Source organism: Frankia sp. Allo2 (genome assembly GCF_000733325.1).
GTDB lineage: Bacteria > Actinomycetota > Actinomycetes > Frankiales > Frankiaceae > Frankia > Frankia casuarinae.
Genome location: NZ_JPHT01000002.1, coordinates 280,931 through 299,951, shown reverse-complemented (window position 1 = coordinate 299,951; position 19,021 = coordinate 280,931). Strand labels below are relative to the sequence as shown.

At 70.2% G+C, this 19,021-nt stretch carries 16 protein-coding genes and 2 pseudogenes; 8 read left to right on the top strand and 10 right to left on the bottom strand.

Annotated features, from left to right (window positions below):
* Positions 1 to 248 precede the first annotated feature (248 nt).
* Entirely contained in the window at positions 249 to 1,034 is a 786-nt protein-coding gene (locus ALLO2_RS23935; protein ID WP_023839757.1) for a recombinase family protein, read from the bottom strand.
* 258 nt (positions 1,035 to 1,292) lie between these two features.
* On the opposite strand from ALLO2_RS23935, the gene ALLO2_RS03645 reads away from it, so the two are divergent.
* The 3 genes and pseudogenes from ALLO2_RS03645 to ALLO2_RS23925 all read left to right on the top strand — a co-directional run.
* On the top strand, positions 1,293 to 1,514 hold the full coding sequence (locus ALLO2_RS03645; RefSeq protein WP_023839758.1) for a type II toxin-antitoxin system HicB family antitoxin: 222 nt from the start codon (positions 1,293 to 1,295) through the stop codon (positions 1,512 to 1,514).
* Positions 1,511 to 1,738, top strand: a complete 228-nt coding sequence (locus tag ALLO2_RS03640) for a type II toxin-antitoxin system HicA family toxin (protein WP_011435122.1) — start codon at positions 1,511 to 1,513, stop codon at positions 1,736 to 1,738. The genes ALLO2_RS03645 and ALLO2_RS03640 overlap by 4 nt, the downstream gene beginning before the upstream one ends.
* Before the next feature lie 499 nt (positions 1,739 to 2,237).
* A pseudogene (locus ALLO2_RS23925) lies at positions 2,238 to 2,444 on the top strand (transposase domain-containing protein); the annotation flags it as partial.
* Between the two features lie 150 nt (positions 2,445 to 2,594).
* Here the strand turns inward: ALLO2_RS23925 and ALLO2_RS03635 are convergent.
* Positions 2,595 to 3,170: a hypothetical protein gene (locus tag ALLO2_RS03635; protein ID WP_023839759.1), complete on the bottom strand. Its 576-nt coding sequence runs from the start codon at positions 3,168 to 3,170 to the stop codon at positions 2,595 to 2,597.
* Positions 3,171 to 3,431: 261 nt separating this feature from the next.
* Between ALLO2_RS03635 and ALLO2_RS03630 the strand changes: the two genes are divergently transcribed.
* The 3 genes and pseudogenes from ALLO2_RS03630 to ALLO2_RS28030 form a co-directional block, all read left to right on the top strand.
* On the top strand, positions 3,432 to 3,989 hold the full coding sequence (locus tag ALLO2_RS03630) for a GNAT family N-acetyltransferase (RefSeq protein WP_232234857.1): 558 nt from the start codon (positions 3,432 to 3,434) through the stop codon (positions 3,987 to 3,989).
* A 587-nt stretch (positions 3,990 to 4,576) separates the two neighbouring features.
* On the top strand, positions 4,577 to 5,623 hold the full coding sequence (locus tag ALLO2_RS23920; protein ID WP_084588339.1) for a DUF1003 domain-containing protein: 1,047 nt from the start codon (positions 4,577 to 4,579) through the stop codon (positions 5,621 to 5,623).
* Positions 5,624 to 5,665: 42 nt separating this feature from the next.
* Positions 5,666 to 6,604 (top strand): annotated as a pseudogene (locus ALLO2_RS28030) (D-alanyl-D-alanine carboxypeptidase family protein); the annotation flags it as partial.
* 476 nt (positions 6,605 to 7,080) lie between these two features.
* On the opposite strand, the gene ALLO2_RS03610 reads toward ALLO2_RS28030, so the two are convergent.
* The 3 genes from ALLO2_RS03610 to ALLO2_RS03600 form a co-directional block, all read right to left on the bottom strand.
* On the bottom strand, positions 7,081 to 8,259 hold the full coding sequence (locus ALLO2_RS03610; protein WP_369808117.1) for a YihY/virulence factor BrkB family protein: 1,179 nt from the start codon (positions 8,257 to 8,259) through the stop codon (positions 7,081 to 7,083).
* Positions 8,260 to 8,345: 86 nt separating this feature from the next.
* The gene (locus ALLO2_RS03605; RefSeq protein WP_023839762.1) at positions 8,346 to 9,008 is read right to left on the bottom strand and encodes a 2'-5' RNA ligase family protein; all 663 of its coding nucleotides are present in this window, start codon (positions 9,006 to 9,008) and stop codon (positions 8,346 to 8,348) included.
* Positions 9,009 to 9,282: 274 nt separating this feature from the next.
* Positions 9,283 to 10,179 carry a serine hydrolase gene (locus ALLO2_RS03600; protein ID WP_035729730.1) on the bottom strand — a complete coding sequence of 299 codons (897 nt, stop codon included), beginning with the start codon at positions 10,177 to 10,179 and terminating at the stop codon, positions 9,283 to 9,285.
* Between the two features lie 310 nt (positions 10,180 to 10,489).
* Between ALLO2_RS03600 and ALLO2_RS03595 the strand changes: the two genes are divergently transcribed.
* Entirely contained in the window at positions 10,490 to 11,770 is a 1,281-nt protein-coding gene (locus ALLO2_RS03595) for an NAD(P)/FAD-dependent oxidoreductase (protein WP_232234856.1), read from the top strand.
* 74 nt (positions 11,771 to 11,844) lie between these two features.
* Here the strand turns inward: ALLO2_RS03595 and ALLO2_RS26895 are convergent, their stop codons facing one another.
* Positions 11,845 to 12,246 (bottom strand): DUF3017 domain-containing protein, encoded by a 402-nt coding sequence (locus tag ALLO2_RS26895; RefSeq protein ID WP_232234855.1) that lies wholly within the window; start codon positions 12,244 to 12,246, stop codon positions 11,845 to 11,847.
* Between the two features lie 920 nt (positions 12,247 to 13,166).
* Here ALLO2_RS26895 and ALLO2_RS03585 point away from each other — a divergent pair.
* Positions 13,167 to 13,490: a hypothetical protein gene (locus tag ALLO2_RS03585; RefSeq protein ID WP_011435111.1), complete on the top strand. Its 324-nt coding sequence runs from the start codon at positions 13,167 to 13,169 to the stop codon at positions 13,488 to 13,490.
* Between the two features lie 574 nt (positions 13,491 to 14,064).
* Here the strand turns inward: ALLO2_RS03585 and purH are convergent.
* From purH to ALLO2_RS03565, 4 genes are all read right to left on the bottom strand, one after another.
* Entirely contained in the window at positions 14,065 to 15,711 is a 1,647-nt protein-coding gene (gene purH, locus ALLO2_RS03580; protein ID WP_011435110.1) for a bifunctional phosphoribosylaminoimidazolecarboxamide formyltransferase/IMP cyclohydrolase, read from the bottom strand.
* Positions 15,708 to 16,358 carry a phosphoribosylglycinamide formyltransferase gene (purN, locus tag ALLO2_RS03575; RefSeq protein ID WP_011435109.1) on the bottom strand — a complete coding sequence of 217 codons (651 nt, stop codon included), beginning with the start codon at positions 16,356 to 16,358 and terminating at the stop codon, positions 15,708 to 15,710. The genes purH and purN overlap by 4 nt, the downstream gene beginning before the upstream one ends.
* Before the next feature lie 196 nt (positions 16,359 to 16,554).
* Positions 16,555 to 17,100 (bottom strand): helix-turn-helix domain-containing protein, encoded by a 546-nt coding sequence (locus tag ALLO2_RS03570; protein WP_011435108.1) that lies wholly within the window; start codon positions 17,098 to 17,100, stop codon positions 16,555 to 16,557.
* A 180-nt stretch (positions 17,101 to 17,280) separates the two neighbouring features.
* Positions 17,281 to 18,768 (bottom strand): DUF6350 family protein, encoded by a 1,488-nt coding sequence (locus tag ALLO2_RS03565; RefSeq protein ID WP_011435107.1) that lies wholly within the window; start codon positions 18,766 to 18,768, stop codon positions 17,281 to 17,283.
* Between the last annotated feature and the right edge of the window lie 253 nt (positions 18,769 to 19,021).

The following is a 19,021-nucleotide window of genomic DNA, read 5'->3' as shown; positions in this document are numbered from 1 at the left end:
GTCCGAGATCGGTGGGAGTGACGGGCATGCGAGACTGGACCGGCAACGGGGCTCCCTACGGCTGGTGATCTAGGCAATCCCCGTCCTACCGGGACCCCGTTGCCTCACCGCAGCCACCCTCACCGTGGTGGCCCGCCGTTGTTCCCCCGGACCCCACGGCCCCACCNCCCCACCCACCCCACCGGCTGTCACAGAACGTCATCGGTGGCGTTTCCGCCGGCGCCGGAACCCACCCTCACACGCGCTACTCACAGCGACGAAACAGCAGCCGGGCCCGGATCCTCACACCACCACCGGCCCCAGCCCCCCGCACCCCGTCTCACACCGTCTACCTGCACAAACAGACTTTGCGGGTCACCCTGGTACCTGCATTCCTCGACGCCGGTGTGATTTGCGGCGAATTGAATAAGCGTCCTGATCGATGTCGAATGCAGATCGTATGCCCGGCCAATGGAGAGCAGGGAATCGCCGTTGGCGACCCGCCCGTAAATATCTCTAACGGATTCCGGGTCTGCGCAGTACGCTTGCTTTGCGTAGCGTTCTCCTCTAGTCGCCCAGAACGACGGAAGCGGACCATGGTGCGCGCCGTTCGCGATAATCATGGAAACGCCACGGTAGGTGGTTGCCTTGACCGTCTTGGACTTCTCCGCATTCGCGTGCTGAGCAACGAGAGTGACGATACGACCGGCGAAGTCAGTCTTGCCGAACTGAGGTTCGGCAACTGAGACGATGTCGCCACCCGCGGACCGAATGCTGAGCAGGATCTCCGCTTGCGCATCCGAGTCGTCACGGCGGTCAAGCCGCGACGACTCGGTAACCATCAAAGTCGTGTAATCCCGACGCTGGATATCGGCGATTGCTTCTCGCAGGGCAGGTTCCTGCGCTCCGTGGCTGGCCGAGTACCCGTGAAGCGTGAACCACTTGACGATCGTGATTCCGCGTTGAGAGGCTTCCTCGGTAAGGATCTTGACCTGTGACGTCTCGTCCTGGCTACCTGTAGAAACCCGGACAAATCCGGCGCCTAGAGTGCCCACTGTGCCACCCCTCGCTGCCAGCGTTGATCACGACCTACGCCGTGTACACTACCCGGCAACCTATGGCCGAATTTGTAGAGCATTCATTTATGACCTAGGTATTCCAGCGAGTCGGGGGTGGCCTCGTGCCTCTCGTGTGTACTCGGGCCGTTGGAGATGGCTTCTGCTCGTATGGTCGACAGGGGGCTTGTTGATCATGTCGAGGAGGTGGCGGTGAGCGCTTCGCCAGGTGTGGCAGGGACGGCTAGGCTGATCTCCATGGAGCGAGCGGCGCGGCTGACGGCTGTCGTCACGCACGAGGGTGACTGGTATGTGGCGCGGGCTTTGGAGGTCGAGGTGACCAGCCAGGGAGCCAGCGTCGAGGAGTCGCTGGCGAATCTTCGCGAGGCGCTGGAGCTGTACTTCGAGGACCAGCCGTTCCCCGTGACCGCCGCGGACGGTCCCATCGTCGCTCCGCTGGACATCCGCCTGTCGGCGTGACACCCGCGCTGCCTCGGATCTCCGGGGCGAAGGTGGTGAAGGCTCTGGGGCGTGCCGGCTTCGAGGAGGTCGCTACTCGTGGCTCGCACTGCAAGCTGCGGCACAAGGAGAGCGCTCGGGTTGTGATCGTGCCGCTCCACCGGGAGCTGGCGACGGGCACTCTCGCCTCTGTTCTGCGCCAGGCGGGCATCGAGGCGGAGGAGCTTAGGATGTTGCTCACCTGAGCCCGACGGGATCCCGGGTGCAAGCTGGAGGGGTGACCCTCTCAAAGCGTGCGTCCTGGTTCTTGATCGCAGTCGGCGTCTGGACGTGGGCCATCTGGCCGTTGCAAGTCGGGTTGTGTACACGGTTGCTTGGCACCCAAGCGCCCCTGAGCCACGCATCCCGTACGGTGCCTGCGCACGGGATCGGCGCTCACCCCGCCTCACTACCCCGGTCCCCGTAGTAGCCTCCCATTCAAGATCCAATCCAGGAAGAGATTGATGGGCCATTTGACCCGTGTTTGCTCCTACGTACGCAGCAGCAAGACTAGACGGTTTTTGTCGAACCCTGCACTTCCGCCAGCAAAAGCCGAAGAGTCAGGCTGTGCTTTTCAGGTGGGAGTCGATCCAAGGCGCAATGCCAGTGAATTAAGAACCGCACCGACAAGATCCACTTCAGTGGATTGATCTTGTTGGTGCGGTTGTCGTCGTGGAGCGGTCATATCGGTCGCGGTAGAATTCCGTGGTGACGAGTAAGAATGGGTGCGGCAGGCCGGCAGGAAGGTTNACGGATCATATTTCGCTCGGAGTGCTGACTGGCCTCGTTCACCATGATCTTGTGGACGATGTTCTGGTGGAGACGGGCCGGGTTGAGAAACGGTCCCGGAAACTGCCCGCACGGGTGATGGTGTACTTCACGCTGGCGATGTGGCTGTTCTTCGATGACGAACGAGGAGNTCATGGAGAAGGGCACACCCAGCGGGAATCGCGACCACGGCACGGATAGTCGCGCTGCGAGGTCGATCGGACAACCCGGCCCGGAGGGGCCGGCCGACGAAGAACCACGATCCGACGACCATGGCCTTCGACGTCCCGCGGCTCACGCCCGCAGGTGCTGGAGCGGCCCGGCGAAGGTCCGCATCACCTCGCTGAACGTCGTGTCGGGACGGTAGGCGGGCGGCTGGACCGATTCCCCGGCCCCGCTGCGGGCCGCTCCGAACCGCATGGTCCACAGCATCGTCTCGGCCACCGGGAGGGTGGCCACGACCGCGTCGTTCTCATCCTCCAGCTGGCCCGTCAGCCAGGAGACGCGGTCCGACTGCAGCGCGCAGACATAGATCACCTCGCCGGCCGCGTTGCCCGGGGCCGCACGCAGCCGCGCCGCCTGGTCCCCGGCGGCCAAGGCCTCGCCCAGCCGGTCGGCGACCAGCTGACGTTCCCACAGTTGCGCATCCTGGGCGATCCGGACGGCGACGCCACCGCACAGCCTCCGCTCGACGTGGATCTGCGCGTCGATCTCGGTGGCCTCACCGAAGTACCACGCGAGGACGTCGGGCAACGCGGCCCGCAGCTCCGCGGCGGACGGCTGGGCCATCGCCAGCCCCGGGCACTGCGGGGACCAGGCCGACCACGAAGGCCCGTCATGCCGCACGATCAACGAGACGGGCCTACCCACGATAGATCATCTCGCGCGACTCCTCCGCCGTCCCGCCGCTTTGATCAGTATCCGCGCTTCCCTCGCTGCCCGGGAGCACTTTGCGGTAAAGGCCGGACCGATTACGCGCAACACCGGCCTGTCCCGCACAACACCGACCTCTCCCGGCCGACGGTCTGGTCACGGGCGGCACTGACACGGAGGATGCGCAAGGGATCCGCAAGGCGGGCCAGGTCGGCGGGCCAGGTCGGCGGGCCAGACGGCGGGAGGGAGGGAGCGGTGGTGGGGGCCGACGACATCCGGGGGCGCCGGATCGGACCAGACGAAGGAATGCTGTTGCGAAGGCTGCGTCTTGCCGCGCTCACCGATGCTCCTTCGGCGTTCTGGCAGACCCTGGCCGAGGCGAGCGCGCTGCCCGCCGAGGAGTGGGACGCCCGCGCCCGCGCCGGAGCCTACTCGTCCGCCGATCTGGTGGCCATCGTCGCCGTGGCTGGCGAGGCCGCCGGGATGGTGCAGGGCTTCACCCCGGTGGGCCGTCCCTGGTTACGGGAACTCGGCGCCATGTGGGTCGCTCCCGAGGCGCGGGGCACCGGAGCCGCCGACACCCTCCTGGCCACCGCGATCGACTGGGCCCGCCAGGCGGGCGCGGAGGCGGTGAAGCTCTGGGTGGTCCCCGGGAACCGTCCGGCGCGGCGCCTCTACGCCCGCCACGGATTCCTCGTCCTGGGCGGGCCGAAACCCGTCACCGACGATCCGACCGTCAAGGTCTTCGTTCCGATGCTGCTGCCGCTGTATCCCNCCCGGCCCCCGCCGCCCGCTGACAGTCCCCGCTTCGGGTGACGTCACCGCGACCGGTATCACGGGTGCCCCGGTGGGTTGGGGAACAGCTCCGGCGGTTATCCTTGACAAGCCCCCGAAAAATCCTCTACGGAGGACCAACACGAGGAGGTGGCCGCTGTGAGTCCTGGCGGGTGCTCCAGTAAAGGCCGCTTCCTGCTCGTGGACGTCAGCCAGCACTGAATCCCGGGCCGATGAGCGCGCACCGTCGCGCCCGGCCCGCGTCCACGGAACCCGGGTAGACGACGCCCGGGGCACTGTTCGGAAGTCCGGCCTGTTCGGACGCACGGCCCTCCTGTCCGGTGCGGCCGTGCCGTCGGCGACGTCGTCTCCGCCTCGGAGACGACGGTCACCGCTCTCCCGGCCCGACCGGTTCATGCCGGTAGCACGGAGCCATCCTGTCCCGGCCGCGCTTCCCTGATCCGTCCGGGTCGGCAGTCGCGTGGGCCGCGAGCAGTGCACAAGCAGGTGCGGTCGATCGAAGTCGTATCGACCAGAGGTCGCCGTGGCGATGCCGCCCGCGGCCTGCTCGAGGAATGCGCGCTCGCAGCTGTCCGGCAGTGGCTGGGGCGCGCGGAGGGGGACCTTCCATGAGCATCTCAACATCGCGGACCGCGGGACGTCGTCGTGCCTGCACCGAGCGTCTCGACCTGCCCGCCTCCGGCCGGGTCACACTGATCCCCCGGGGCATGGACCGGGAATCGGTCAGTCGCTTCGCGGAGGCCATCGCCCGTTTCCTGGGAACCGGGCGCTACCTCGCCATTCAGACCTGTATCGTGATCGTCTGGATAGCCTTGAACATCGCGCTACCGCTGCTGCGGTGGGATCCCTACCCTTTCATCCTGCTGAACCTGGCCTTCTCGACCCAGGCCGCCTACGCGGCACCGTTGATCCTGCTCGCCCAGAACCGACAGGACGACCGTGACCGTGCCTCGCTGGCCGAGGATCGGGCGGTCGCTGTACGTATGCGGGAAGACACCGAGTTTCTCGCGCGTGAGATCGCCGCGCTCCGGCTTGCCCAGAGCGATGCGGCGACCCGGCAGTACATGCGCGGCGAGCTGGCCGGCCAACTCGAATCTCTTCGCGGCGACATCGAGAGTCTGGTGCGGGACGCGGTTCGCGTTCCGCCCCAGACGGCGTCGGATGAACGGGAGCCGACCGCCGCACGATCGCCGTCACGGCACGGCGGGCCGACGCCCACCCCCGGTGGTGCCCCCCGGNAAACGAGCGNCCCCGAGACCGAGGGCCCACCCGCCACGGGCAAGCCGAACATCGGGAACCCGGAACGCCCCCGGCGGCCCAAGCACCACAAGCGCAGGAACACCACGGGTGTGAGCACGACCGGCATCCCCCCTCACTCCACGGACGCCGGGTATGCCACCCGCACCGGGAACCGCGAAAACGGCGGTCCCGACAGGAAAACGACGCCGACCATCGCCACCGGTCCCACCCCGAAGACCACGCTCGACGACCCCACCCGGGAGGCCGGCGCGACGACGCACCTCAAGAACAGAGGAGTTACAACGCACGGGCACCATAGTCTCTCTGCCCATACGGGCTCCTCCTGGCATTCATTGGGAAAGCCGCAACCAGTGGATTCCTACCCAGGAAACGTCCACTCGCGACACGGGTCGTAACCACCCTTCTGCGGAACGGGTCAACCCAGTAGCGTTCGGCAGGTGCGTGTCCCCTGTCCGCCCCGGCATGACCCGCGTCGCCTCCGCGGAAGCCTCGGGCGGGCGCTGGTGGCCGTGGCGGTCCTCGGAGCAATCCTCACCCCGTTCCTGAAGATCGTTCCAGCGACCGCGGCCGTCCCCGCACCCACTCCCGGTCCCACGAGCGGCCTGGGTACCGCCGCGTCCCCCGCGGCCGGCCTCGGGCCGCCGGCTGCGGCCAGCGCCCCACCCGCGGTCCCGCCCACCGTCCCGCTCGCCGCACCGGCACCCACCGCCGCTTCCGACTCCGCTCCCCCGGCCGGTCTCACGGCCGCCGAGTGGCTTGTCGCGGACGCGGGAAGCGGCGCCATCCTCGCCGCCTACCGCCCACACGCCCAGGATCTCCCGGCCAGCACGATGAAAATCCTGACCGCGCTGACCGTGCTGCCCGGCCTGCCGCCGGACCAGGTCGTGACGGTCGACGAGAACGCCCCTCGGGTGGACGGCACGAAGGTCGGTCTCGTGCCGGGGGTCGGATACACCGTCCGTGACCTGGCGACCGCCATGCTGATCTCCAGCGGAAACGACGCGACCATGGCCCTGGTCCAGGCGAGCGGGGGAACTCCCGCCGTGCTGCAGCGGATGAACGCTCTAGCCAGGTCACTCGGCGCAACGGACACCGTCGCCGGTGACCCGACCGGACTGGACAGTCCCGGCCAGGTCACCAGTGTGCACGACCTAGCCGTGCTCGGTCGGGCGGCGTTGGACAACCCGACGGTGCGCGGCTACCTGACGATCCCGCGCGCCTCGCTCGCCGGCCGGGGGAGCACCCGCTTCGAGATCCAGAACCACAACGCCCTGCTGCGTTCCTACGAGGGGACTATCGGGGTGAAGAACGGCTACACCATCGCGGCCGGCGCGACGTTCGTCGGCGCGGCCACCCGCGGCGGCCACACCCTCATCGTCGCCCTGCTGCGGACGGCTCCCGCCTACGGCAAGGACGCGCGCGCGCTGCTCGACTGGGGCTTCGCGCACGCCGACACGGTCACCCCGGTCGGGTATCTCGCGAACCCCGGGGCGACGGCGGCGGCGTCGAGCGGGCCCGCGGGAGACCGGCCCTCCATCAGCCCGGCGGGTCCAGGGGTCGCGCCGACCGCCGGCACGGCAACATCCTCCTCTTCCTCCTCGCGGCACGGAGTCGCCCGCGCGGGCGATCCTGGCAGCGACATCGGCCCGATAACCTGGATCGCGATCGGCTGCACCGTCGTAGCATGCCTGCTCACCGCACTCACCCATCGGGCCGCCCGGGTACGCCGACGCCAGCGCCGGCGGCGGCACGCGGCGGCGGGCCTCCGGGACGTCGAGCGCCCGTCGGGTCGGCCGCCCGCACCGCGTTACGGACACGTGTCCGTAACGCTGAGGCCGGCTGCCGGACCTGATCAGTCCGATCTGCTGGATGTCCCCGAGGGTATGCGGCGGCGCAGAAATGCCCGTACCCGGGCGGGGAGGGGCACCGTGCCACGCGGGNTGCTCTCCGACGCCACCCGCACCGGTCCGGCCGAGGATGGCTTCGCCGNCGACGGGTCGGATGAAGCAGGCGCGAGCGGCGTCGAGCCGTTCTGGGAGCCGGGCACCAGGCGGCGGGAGGCCTCCGGGTTCGGCGAGCCGCTCGACCGGTAGGACTCCGGCCCCGTGGATCCCGCGCCTGCCGCGCCCGCGCTCCCCGCCGCCGCGCGGTCGGCCGCCTCGGAGACGGTATGCCGGGCTGCCGAACCGGAGGGGAAGACGTCGGAGTTGTAGGGCGCCGTCACGGTCCAGGCCGCGACGAACAGCGTCCATCGCATGACAATGTTGATCCAGATGAGCAACCCGACGATCACCGCGAACGTACCGTACACCGGATTGCTCATGGTTTGCCCGACTAGCCAGGTGCCGACGATCTTGAGGATCTCGACTCCGACGGCGCCGAGCACCGCACCCCGGACCGTCCGCACCCGGTCGGTCTGCTGCGGCAGCCGCCAGAACAGATAGAGGAAAACCGCGGTGTCGATCGCGAGGGCGACAAGCAGGGCCAGTAGGCCGGTCACCCAGGCCGCGGCGGTGCTGCCGGACAATCCGATCCAGCTCAGGAATGACCCGGTGGCCGAGGTCGAGAGGCTGGTCACGACGAGTGAGGCCAACAGAGTCAGCCCCAGTCCCGCGAGCACCGTGACATCCCGCAGCCGCCGGGTGATGATGTTGCCGACATCGATGNCCTGGTGCCATACGAGACGGATGGCGTCCCGCAGCGCGTCGATCCACGCGAGTCCGGCGAGCAGGAGGCCGGCAAGACCGATAATGCCCACACCGACCTTGGCGTTGCCAATCGAGGCGACGTCGAGCTTGTCCGCCAGGCCCGGAAGATAGTCGTTGATCTGCCGGGTCAGGCTCTCCTGCACATCGGGGTACGCGTCTACGACGAAGCCGGTGACCGCGAAGGCCAGCGCGATCAGCGGGAAGAATGACAGGAACGCGAAGTAGGTCGCCGACGCCGCGAGACGATCACCGCCATCGGCTGTGTAGCGGGAATATGCCCGGACGAGGTGATCGAGAAACGGACGTTTCCGGCGTACCGCCACAGCGGTACCGGAAACCGTCCCGACACCGGCCCGTACCGCCTGACGAGGTCCCGTCACATTCGTTACTGTCCCCCGACGACGTGCGCTCACTCCCGAGATCCGAGTGTGGCGCGTCGCCCCCCGCCGCCCACCGGTTCCGGCCCACGCTCAGGGCGACCGAACGGGAAGAAGCGTAGTTGCCGCCAGCGCAGGTCGGCGCCTCTTTCGTACAGCCCGAATCCGTTGACCTCGAACTGCGCCTGATATTCGGCGAGCGCATCAAAGGCGCGATCTAACGCGTCCTCGGCAAGATCGTGCGCGACGGTGACGTGCGGATGGTAGGCGAAGCTGAGCGGCCGGTCGAGAGGACCGGACCGTACCACCGCCGCCAGTTTCTCGCACCGGAGAATACCCATGGCGAGGGCGACGAACACGACCGGGGACAACGGCCGGAACGTGCCGGATCCCCGCAGGCGGATGGTGAACGGGGAGTTCGTCCGCGCCGTCTGCGCGAGGTGGCGCTCGATCATGGGCAGCTCCACGAACCCGACGGAGGTCGGACCCAGCAGGGTGACGTGCGGGACGATGAGGGCTGCGTTCGGGTCGCCGAGTCGCTCCCGCCAGTCCTGAAGCTCTGTGCGGTACGGCTCGGGGATGCCGATCGCCACCCCGATGTCCACCCGAGTCGCGGAACCGAGCGGATCGACCGATTCACCGGGATCAACGGCCGGGACAACCTGGACGGTATGACCGTTCACCCCCTCAGTCATGCGGGACCGGCTCCCCGACGAAAGCAGTGACGATCGCTACTCTGCGTATCCACATGCCTGCCTGCGCCGGGTGAAGAACCGGCCGTCGGGATCGGTCTCGCCGAGGAAGCATGCCGACATCATGGCCCATGAGCCACGGCCGTCCCGCGCGGACCATGGGAAGGGGATGCGGATTCCAGATCATGACCAAAAGCTGACAATACCCTCGGGAAAAACCGGCATCCGACCGGAAATGCTCACCGACGGCTGCGCCGCACCCGCCCTTTCTCGCACGTCACGCCAAGCGGTTTGCGGACCACGAGGGGGCCTGCGCCAGGATCGCGTCCGCCAGCGGTGGCCAGACTCGCTGGGCCCACTCGCCAAAATCACGATCACAAAGAGTCACACATGCGAGGCGGGCGACGGGATCCACCCACAGGAAGGTCCCGCTCTGCCCGAAGTGGCCGAAGGTCGACGGCGCGTTGGAGCTGCCCGTCCAGTGCGGGTGCTTGTCGCCGCGGATCTCGAAGCCGAGTCCCCAGTCGTTGGGGGTCTGCTGGCCGAAACCCGGCAGCACGCCGGCAAGTCCGGGAAAGGCGACCGAGATGGCCGTGGCGAACGTCGCGGAGGTGATCAGCGTCGGGGCGAGGAGCTCGGCAGCGAAGCGTCGCATGTCGGCAAGCGTCGCCGTCACGCCGGAGGCCGGGGATCCCGTCAGCCGGGCATCGTGCATCCCGAGGGGCTCGAAGACCGCCTGGGCGAGGTAGTCGGCGAAGGCGATGCTGGTCGCCTTCTCCAGCGCCTCCCCCAGTCGCTCGAACCCGGTGTTGGAGTAGATGCGACGGGTACCCGGGGGGGCCAATACGCGGGTCCCCGAGAACGCGAGCCCGGAGGTGTGGGCGAGCAGATGAGCCACGGTGGACCTGGGGGGTCCGGCGGGATCGTCGAGCCCGATCGCGCCCTCCTCCACGGCGATCAGGACCGCATAGGCGCTGAGCAGCTTCGACACCGAGGCCAGCCGGAAGAGATGATCGAGTGGTCCGGTCCGCGCCACCTCCCGGACCCGCGGGGTCACCGCTGCGCCCGGCCACCCGGACCCCGCACCCGGTCCGACCGCCTCGTCCTCCCGACCCATCACCACGACCGCGACGGTCTCGACCGGCCACGCCGCCACCTGTCCAAGAGCGTCCACGTTCCGCACTGTACGAGGTTTTCCCGCCGGTCCCGACGACCCAGGCACCCGGTTCCACCCCGCGGGCCCGGCAAGGCGGGGCATGCGTCCCCCCGGGGGGCAGCCGGCTGCGAGACTGGCGGGCGTGCAGACCCCCNCATCCCCNTCCGGCCCGCCCGCCCCGCGTGACGAGCACCTCGGAGAGAACCCCCCCACGGATACCCGAGGATCCGGCGTGGCCCCGGGGGACGGCGTGGCCCCGGGAGACGGCCCAGGTCCGCGGGAACGGGCGGAGAGACGTGACAACGCGGGAACCGCGGGACCACGATACGTGACGGCAGGGCCGGTCAAGGATGCTGACACGATCACCGTCGCCACCCCGATCGTGCGCGTGGACGAGGCTGCCGACCTGCTCTCCCGTACGATTGACGTCCTTGTCGTCGGGGGCGGCCCGGCCGGCAGCGCGGCGGCTCTGGGCGCCCTGCGGGAACGCCCGGACGCACACGTCGTCATCGCCGACGCCGCCGAGTTCCCCCGGGACAAGACCTGCGGTGACGGCATCGCCCCACACGGCCTGGACGTCCTGCGTGATCTCGGCGTGACCGATGCGGTCGCCGGGTACCGGCCGGTGGACCGCATGCGCCTGCGCACCCCAGGGGGCGCCGAGGTGGCCACTCCCTCAGCCCGAGCCAACTACGTGGTACCCAGGGAGGTCTTCGACGCCCGTCTCGTGGCCGCCGCCCAGGCACGTGGAGCTCAGCTGATCCGGCGGCGCGTGCGGTCCCTGGAGTTTACCGACCGGCCGCGCTTGGACGGTCGGGGACGGGAGCCGGTCGTCGTGGTCAACGGCTCGCTCACGGCGCGGGTCGTCATCGGCGCGGACGGCGCAAACTCCGCGGTACGCCGCGGGCTCGGGCTGCCGGGTAACCCCCCCGGGGCAATGGCGATCGCCGTGCGGGCCTATACCGAGGTCGCCTTCGGCGACGGCCCCCCCGAACAGTTCATCCACATGACCGACGAGGGTTGGCCGGCCTACGCCTGGTCGTTCCCGATCGGCGACGGCCGTGCGAACATCGGCTACGGGATGCTGCGGTCCCGGCTGGCCGGCGGGACGGACGGAACGAGTGCCAAGACCGTCCTGCGTCGCACGCTCGCCCGCATGCTGCCCGAGACACCGGCGCACCCGGCCACGCTGCGGGCCCATCATCTGCCGCTGTCGACCCATCGCCCCCGGCAGCCGAACGGTCCCGTGCTGCTCGCCGGGGATGCGGCCTCCCTGATCAACCCCCTGACCGGGGAGGGCATCTACTACGCGGTGCTGTCGGGGTCGCTGGCCGGGCATGCCGCCGTCCGCGCGGCGCACCCGGCCGCCGCGGGCCGGGTCTACCGACGCGCTCTCGACGCGGAGCTGGGACGGCATCTGCGGCACACGGCTCTGCTCGCCGGTCTCGCCGGGCGGCGCCGCACCCTGATGGACGCGGCGGTCCGGGCCGCCCGCACCCGTACCGAGCTGTACGACATGCTCGTCGAGATCGGGCTGGGCCGCGGCACCATCCCGACGAGTTCCCTGACCCGTCTGGCGATGCGGCGCACCATGACCGGCCTGCGCTAACCCGTCACGGGCCGCGCCCGACCCATCCCGGCAAGACCCGCGACGGCCACGGGCCGAGTGCGGTGGACAAGCCGTCACGGGCCGACGTAGGGAACGGCGAATGTGAGGATTATCACAGATACTCCAAACAGGAGGAGAATACTCACATCGAAGGCCCGTCCTCGCACCGCCAGCAGGCCGATCCGCCGTGCCGGCAGCACCAGACGGGCCAAAGCGGCCATCACCAGGACCACGCCGACGACCACCATTCCTCGGCGCCATCTGTCCTGGAAGACCAGCATCAGCCCGACGGTGACCCCGGCGAGCACCAACGCGAAGGTGGCCTCCTGCCGTAGCCAGCCGCCGATCCCGCCCCCGTCGCCACGCCTGCCGGGCTCGGCAGGCCCGGGCCCGGCGGGTGCGCCGGGCGTGACGAGTGGCGGCGGGGNGGCAGCTGGGACCGGTGTTCTCCGGGATCCGGAGATGGTCCCTGCCACGGGTGGCCCAGGCTCCGCACCGACCGCCGGCTTCCGGTGCTCCCCGAGGCCGACCAGCGGGGAGGACACCGAACGCCACGGGTCGTGCGATGGGATGCCGTCGCCCGCGACCCGCTCCGGTGGGGACGATCCGGGCTGACCCGGGGCGGCCGGCGGGGCCGGCGTCGGCGGAACGGGACGGTCGAACCGGCGCAACCCGCNATACTCGGCAGGAAGGCGCTCGTCACGATCCTCGCTCGGACGGAAGACGTCAACGCGGGCGGTGCCCGGCCACGACGGACGCCGCCGGTCCGCTTCCGCCCCAGCGCGGCGCGGCGGCAGCTCTGCCCGTTCCGCCCGGGGATCGGGCGCCTCATATCCGCCGGAATATCCGCCGGATCGGTGCCGCCCCCCCGGCCCGGGGCGGCCTGGATCATCCCCGGGTCGAGCCGGGCCGGAGCGGCGCACCGCGTCGGTCACCCTCGCCTCCGGCAGCGGTCGAGATCTCCTGCTGGACAGTGGTCCCGTACGGGACATGGTGGCGTCCCCGCCGTCATCGGCGACGACTTCCACCCAAGTGCAGGATGCATCGAACACCAATCCAACCAGGGCATCGGTCCTTACGGACACACGGTAGGCCGCCTGCGGCATCGGCGCCCACGGGCGCAGGGAGCACGGCGGGGCCACGCCGAGGCCACGCAGGGGTGGCCCGGGTGAACGGCCGGCCCGTCGGGCGGCGGATCCTCCACGACGGTGATCTGCCCGATGCCACGACCTGCCGAAGCGGGGATGACAGCCCTATATCACATGCCAGCGACCAAGGATACGATTACCCCATCCGAGCACATCACGCGCACAATATGCAGCACCCCCACCTATAGGCATCATGCAGGCTTAGGGCAGACTTCCGGCCGCAGTGCCCAAGTGGGATGGAGCGTGACGTGACAGACGAATCACCACACAGCAAGAAGCTGCAGGAACTGATGTTCCGGGCCTGGGAGACCTTCGGGGACGCCCGACACCTGGACAGCGACGACCGGGTGTTCGTCCAGGCGCTGGCGAGGCAGACGGCGGATCGGATCTCGGTGCTCTACGGCGCGAGCTGGCGCGACGCCCTGGACTGGGTAGCCCAGCGCTATGTGCCGAACGGCGACCAGCCCGGCGGTGTGCTCGCGGCGGCGGCCAGCCCAACGGCAACGACGTCCAACGGCAGCGCCAGCGGGCGCCGGGGCTCGGCGGCCGCGGAGGCGAACGCCGCCTCGTGAAGTGAGGGCACCGAACGGCGCACGGCGCCGTTGGGCGGCGCCACGGACGAACCACCAGAGCCACCAGAGCCGGTCGGAACATCGACCGAGGCCAGCCTGCCGGCGGGTCGGGACAGAACGTCCGGGGACAGACGACCGGGCACCGATCAGCAGTCGTCCGATCCGCCATGGCCATCCGGAGCGGACGGGTGGACGGGAGGCCGGCCCGGCGCGGCCAGATTATCGCTGTCCCAGGCCGATCATCGATCTGACAGCGATCATCTACCGGAGGTCGACCGGCATCCCGGACGCCTGCCCAGTGCCCCACCGGACACGCGCGCCGACGGGCCGGGGGCACCCGGCGTCGTGGCGAGCACCGGGACCGGGATCATCGGCGACGCCGTGGAGCCGACTCCTTCGATCGAACTGGAGTATCGGCGTACGGACGGGCATCTGCGATGGGGCCGCCGATTCCGGTGAAGACATGCGCCGGTGAAGACATGCGTGCCGGGGCCGCCGACGACCTCCTCGACAAAGGCTTCGGCCGATGGCTGGCGGAACACACGCCGGTGCCACCGGCCTGGGTGGCCCGCTGTCAGTGCGCGAAGTGGCGGACACCGCTGAAGTAGAGCGTGACGCCGGCCTCCCGGGCAGCCGTGATGACGAGCTCGTCGCGCACCGACCCGCCCGGTTCGACCACGGCCCGCACCCCCGCCTCGGCGAGCACCTCGAAACCGTCGGGGAACGGGAAATAGGCGTCGCTCGCGGCGACAGCCCCCTTCGCCCGGTCCCCTGCCCGGGTCACCGCGAGCCGGGCAGCGTCCACCCGGTTCACCTGGCCCATCCCGACTCCGACGGTGGCACCGCCGGACGCGAGGAGGATGGCGTTCGACTTCACGGAGCGCACCGCCCGCCAGGCGAACCGCAACTCGGCCAGCAGGGCCTCGTCCGCAGGTGATCCCGCCTCCAGCGTCCATCCGGACGGCTCGTCGCCCGGCGCATCGACGGCGTCCCGCGACTGCAGGAGCAGGCCTCCGCTGATCTGGCGCAGTTCGATCCCGCGCTGGTGCGGCGGCGGTGGGCACTCCAGCAGCCGGATCGACGGCTTACGAGAGAGGATCTCCACCGCGGCGGGTTCGTAGGCCGGTGCGACGACGACCTCGGTGAAGATCTCCGCGATCTGTTCGGCGAGCTCGCCCGAGACCGGACGGTTGGTCGCGATCACCCCGCCGAAGGCGGAGACCGGGTCGCAGGCATGCGCCTTGCGGTGGGCCTCGGCGATGGTGGCGCCGATCGCGATGCCGCAGGGGTTGGCGTGCTTGATCACGGCCACGGCGGGCTCGGTGAAGTCGAACACCGCTCGGCGGGCGGCGTCGGTGTCGGTGTAGTTGTTGTAGGACATCTGCTTGCCGTGCAGCTGACGGGCCGAGGCGAGGCCGGGCCGACCCTCGGCGTCGCTCTCCACGTAGAGCGCGGCGCGCTGATGGGGGTTCTCGCCGTAACGCAGGACCTCCGTACGGTGCCACTGCGCGGACAGCACGTCGGGCCATCCGCTCTCCCGCGCCACCTCGTCCGGCGCGACGACGCCGGCGAACCACGAGGACACGGCGATGTCGTACGCCGCGGTGTGGGCGAACGCCTTCGCGGCGAGCCGGCGGCGAGCGGGAAGATCATATCCGGATCCGCGGACTGCGGCGGCCAGCTCGGCGTAGTCGCCGGGTGCGACGACAACGGCGACCGACGCATGGTTCTTCGCCGCCGCGCGGATCATGGCCGGACCGCCGATGTCGATCTGCTCGATCGCCTCGTCCTCGCTCGCACCGGCGGCGACTGTCGCGGCGAACGGGTACAGATTGACGACGACCAGGTCGAACGGAGCGATGTCGAGTTCGGCCAACACCGCGGCGTGCTCGGCGTTACGCAGATCGGCCAACAGACCGGCGTGCACGTGGGGGTGCAGCGTCTTGACGCGACCGCCCAGCACCTCCGGAAATCCGGTCACGGTGCTCACCGGTGTGACCGCCAGCCCGTGACGGGCCAGGACGTCGGCGGTCGAACCGGTCGAGACCACCTCGACGTCGGCCGCAAGGAACGCCTCCGCGAGGACGTCGAGCCCGCTCTTGTCGTAGACGCTGACAAGCGCCCGTCGCAGCGGCCGCCGCCCGGTGGGGACCACTTCGCCGGGTTCGGATCCGCGGACAGCCCCGCCCTCGCCGGCCACACCTTCGCCCGATGACGTCATGATTCCTCCTGTACCCAAACTTCTGCCGATGCGGGAGACCCATGCTCGCCCCGCCGATGTCCGGCCGGGGTCGAGTCGCCGCTCCCGGCCCGCACGATCCCGCCGATCGTCGCGACGAACAGTCCTCGCTCGACGCTCTGGATCCGTGCATGAAGTGTCTGCTCGGTATCGCCTGGCTCAACCGGCACCGCCCGCTGAGCGATGATCGGACCGGTGTCGACGCCTTCGTCGACCCAGTGCACCGTCACCCCGCTGACCTTCACCCCGGCGGCCAACGCGTCACGCACCGCGGTGGCTCCCGGAAAGGCAGGCAGCAGCGACGGGTGGGTGTTGATCGTCCGGAACCGGCCGATCACCCGGGCACTGAGAATCTTCATGTAACCCGCCAGGACCAACAGATCGGGCGCGAATTCGGCGATCCGCCCGGCCGTCGCGGCGTTGAAGGCATCCCGGTCCGGGTGGTCCTCGAGACGAACGGTGAACACCGGGACCCCCGAGGCCCGGGCCCGCCGTTCCGCTCCGGTGCCGTAGCGGTCGGTGCCGACCGCCACGACCGCCGCGCCGAACCCGGGGTCCGCGGTTGCGTCGAGGATCGCCTGCAGGGTGGTTCCCGCTCCCGAGGCGAGTACGACGAGACGAGCAGACACAAACACACTCCGTAAGCAGAATCAGGCGACGCGACGAGCCGCCCGCTGCGCAACCGCCACCTGCGGACGACGGCGGAACAATGGCCGGTCCGACTGTACTGACTCGACCAGCTCCGCCGCTTCCCACCGGAAACGCGCGCACCGGCGCCCGCCGGGCGCGGCCCGCCAGGCGGCCACCCGAGCCCGGGACTGCCGATCATGCCGCCGGAACCCATCCGGCGAGGAGATTTGCCAGCCACGCGTCGAGGGCCTGGGCGGACGGGACCTCGCAGGCCGCCGGAGACGACAGCCCGTCAGCCAACGAGCGCAGCCCCGCACACCCGTCCTCCTCCGTGCCGCCTGCTGCGCAGGTGCACCCGACGGAGGCCGCGGGGCCCGCCCCTCCCTCGAAGCCCTCGTCGAGTTCGCCGTAGTCCCGCCCGTCCAGCAGATCACCCGGCCGGCACAGGTAGAGCTCAGCCAGCCGTGACAGGACCTGCGTGGAAGGCGCCCGGCTGCCCTTGGCCGGCCAGCTCTCCCAGTACGAGAAGGTCTTACCGGTCTTGGCCGGCCCAGAACCGGGCCACCGCTCGTTCCAGCGGCGTGCGGCCTCCTCCTGCGTCCAGCCGTGCGCGAGGCGGAACGCGACGAGCGCGCTCAGGTGATGGCGGGCCTGCAGTCTTCGGGCGATGCGGCGATAGGACCAGCCCAGCTCCCGCAGGCGGAGTGCTTCAGCCCGGATACGGGCGACCGTGACCGCCACGACGACCTCCGTGAAGATGATCCAGTGCGGTCACGGTAACCGACTGCGCGGACAGTTTTCGGATGCCGACGGGGTGCCGGGCGGGCGGGGAGGGAGCGGGCGGGGAAAGATCCACGCCGGGCGGGAAGCTGCGGACCCACAGACCTCGACGAGGCCGCGACAGCGGGGCCGCGAGGCCAGTCAGGGGTGTCGTCGTGACAGCCGGGCTGACGACCATGAGCCGGATGGCTGCAGCCGGCGCCACCAGGAGGACGCCGCCGCGTCGTCGGCGACGAACGGCCGCTCGGCCCGACGGGCCGCCAGGTCGATGCCGCCGATCAACAGGAGTCCGACAAGCGCGGTCTCCCCCCCGGCAATCAGGCCGCACAGCCATCCGGACGAGGGACCATAGTGGTTGCCCTGACCCGTCACGGTCCCGACCTGTCCCATCGACACCTGGACCGCCAGACCCACGAGGGCACCGCAGACCACCGCCCCGAGCAGGACGGTCAGGAGGCGAGCCCGGGAGCGGCGTCCCAGGCTCGCCCGATGGACCATGACAGCAAGCACGACTCCGGCCACGACGGGCACCAGCGCCAGCACGAGCCACCCGGGCCTGGGCAACGCGCTCGGCGGAAGGGCCGCCAGCACCGGGAGGTCCGGTAGATCGGCCGGGCGGACGACATCCGCCCGGACCAGACCCGAACCCGTTCGAAATCCTGGTCCAAGGGCGTAGGACAGACCCCAGAGGACCAGGTTGGGCAGCAGCGCAAGCTGGGTCGCCGTGAGCCCGAGACCCCCGAGCGCGCCCACGTCGAGCGAGCGCTCGGCGGCGGCGACCTCGGGCTCGGTCGCCGCGAGCACCAGCGCGACCCCGAACGCGGCGGCCGCCAGCAACGCCATGAACGCCGCCGCGCCGGACAGCAGGGGGACGCGCAGCATCACGGGCAGCATCCGCCATGCCGTGCGCAGCCGATGGCGACCGGCCAGCGCGCCGAGCAGGGCTGCCGGTATCCCGAACGCGACCGTCCCCAGCGCCGCGGAACCGGGGGTCGGCCGTACCGAATGCGTGCGCACGATGACCGCGACGACCACGACGAAGAGAGTCTGGGCGCCCACGACGCCGATGACGTCGCCCGCCACGGCCCGCCAGGGGACCCCGGGGGCGCCATCCGACCGGCATCGGCCCCCGCGGGAGTCCCCGGGGTTCGCCCCCGAAGCGGCGGGGCGCCCTCCGCCGAACCGTGCGGGCCGCAACCGCGACACCCGGCCCAGCGGCATCCGACCGAGCGAGACCCGGTTCAGCGACACCCGGCCCAGGGGCGTCCGGCCCAGGGGCATCCGGTTGAGCACGGCATGCGACTGCAGTGGTGCCGCGCTCGCCCGCCGATGCGCCGCGCTCAGCGCCGCGGCCAGCGGAAAGAGGGCGAGGCCCAACGGCCGGAACGCGATGATCCCGTCAGGGAGCCGCAGCGTCGTTCCGTGAGCGGCAAGCCACAGATCGGCTCCGACGCGCAGAGCCGCGGCGGGTCCGGTGGAGGAGCCGGTGTCGGCTCCCCACACAACCAGAACGACGAATTCGATGAAGATCAGGCCCGCGGCCGACGCGGCGACCGCCTCCGCCAGAGGCCGTCCGCCCCGCTGCCAGATCCGATCGGTGAGGCGTCGCGGCAGTCGGGGCGGCTGCATGGAGGCGGGCACGTTAGGACGCTCGCACGCAGATGCGCGGCTCAGCGGACAACACGCCGTCGTCGGCGCGGGAAATGCCCGAAGTAGGACGAATAGTTATGGTTGGCCGGAGAGGTCGACCCACCGCATCCCCCACGCCACATCCCCCGAGCGACCGTCATGAACCACTCGCCGGGGCATCGGATCAACGACCGGGAGGAGACTCCTGCTGGCCGTAACCACCCGGCCCCGGCGGAGGCGGCTGCTGGCCATA

Excerpts from the sequence above, each read along its gene's own strand:
- ALLO2_RS03645 (WP_023839758.1), top strand. The coding sequence starts at position 1,293 with ATGGAGCGAGCGGCGCGGCTGACGGCTGTCGTCACGCACGAGGGTGAC.
- ALLO2_RS03605 (WP_023839762.1), bottom strand. The coding sequence starts at position 9,008 with ATGACTGAGGGGGTGAACGGTCATACCGTCCAGGTTGTCCCGGCCGTT.
- purH (WP_011435110.1), bottom strand. The coding sequence starts at position 15,711 with ATGACGTCATCGGGCGAAGGTGTGGCCGGCGAGGGCGGGGCTGTCCGC.
- ALLO2_RS03565 (WP_011435107.1), bottom strand. The coding sequence starts at position 18,768 with ATGCAGCCGCCCCGACTGCCGCGACGCCTCACCGATCGGATCTGGCAG.